The sequence below is a fragment of the Halorubrum sp. C191 genome (assembly GCF_002727095.1).
GTDB classification, from domain to species: Archaea; Halobacteriota; Halobacteria; order Halobacteriales; family Haloferacaceae; genus Halorubrum; species Halorubrum ezzemoulense.
Genome location: NZ_NHNZ01000095.1, coordinates 1 through 1,031 on the forward strand (window position 1 = coordinate 1; position 1,031 = coordinate 1,031).

2 protein-coding genes are annotated in these 1,031 nt (G+C 70.7%); both read right to left on the bottom strand.

Features of this window, described 5'->3' with window-relative positions:
* Positions 1-78: 78 nt before the first annotated feature.
* Positions 79-417 carry a hypothetical protein gene (locus Z052_RS08640; RefSeq protein ID WP_049932867.1) on the bottom strand — a complete coding sequence of 113 codons (339 nt, stop codon included), beginning with the start codon at positions 415-417 and terminating at the stop codon, positions 79-81.
* Positions 418-522: 105 nt separating this feature from the next.
* Positions 523-1,031, bottom strand: a 509-nt coding sequence (locus Z052_RS08645) for a 2Fe-2S iron-sulfur cluster-binding protein (RefSeq protein ID WP_099288964.1), incomplete at its 5' end; no start/stop codon positions are given.

Sequence of the window (1,031 nt, forward strand, 5' to 3'; positions counted from 1 at the left end):
TGCGGTTTAGGAGCCGTCGGGCGCGTCGAAAGGAACTGTATCATCGTCGATGAGACGGAACGGCGGCAGCCGAGCGCGCTATCGCTCCCCGTCGTCGCCCGAGTCGGCCGCGTCGCCAGACTGGCTGGGGAGCCGCGTGGGGTCGGCCGGGTCGTCGCCGTTCAGCGAGTCGTCGCGTTCGAGCACGTACAGCAGCGGCCCGAGCGCGGTCAACACGAGGACTCCGGGTAGGGGCGCGTCGGGAACCGCGAGTAGCGTGACGAGGCTCGCACCGCCGGTGAGCACGACGAGCGCGGCCCACGCCGCCGGCGAGCCGAGGTCGACGCCGACGCGCGCGGCGTCGCGGTAGACGGCCGCGGCGATCAGCGCGACGACGACGCCTCCGCCGCCCCCGACGAGGGCCGTGGTGACGGACATACGGCTTGTTGGACCGAGACGCGAAAAAGGGTGTCGCGAGCGAGAAGGACTGGGAACGAGCGCGGAATCGAGAACGGGTGGGAGAGTCGAGACCAGGAAACGGGCCTACGGCGCCTCGCCGGTCTCGATGCTGAAGGAGTCGCGCGGGTACGCGACGCAGGTGAGCGTGTAGCCGTCGTCGATCTCGGCCTCTTCGAGCATCTGCTGGTTGTCGTGCTCGACGAAGTCCTCGGAGGGGCCGTCCGCGATCTGCCCGGCACAGGAGACGCACTGGCCCTGTCGGCAGGCGTACGGGAGGTCCCACCCCTCGTCTTCGCCCTGTTCGAGGATGGGCTCGTCGTTGGAGAGCTCGACCGTCTCGCCCTGCTTGACGAACTCGACCTCGTAGTACTCCACCTCGTCTTCGGGGATGTCACCGGGGCCGGAGCTGACGGTGCCGCCCTCTTCGAGCTCGCCCTCCCCGCCCTCGGCGCCGCCCGCCGGGATGGCGCCGCCGCCACCGCCGCCGCCGACCGCCCGGTTACCCGGTTCCGGGAACTCGGTCTCGGGGACCGACGACGCGCGGTGTTCGAGCACTTCGTCCGAGACGTCGGTCGTGGGTTCCCACCCCGTCC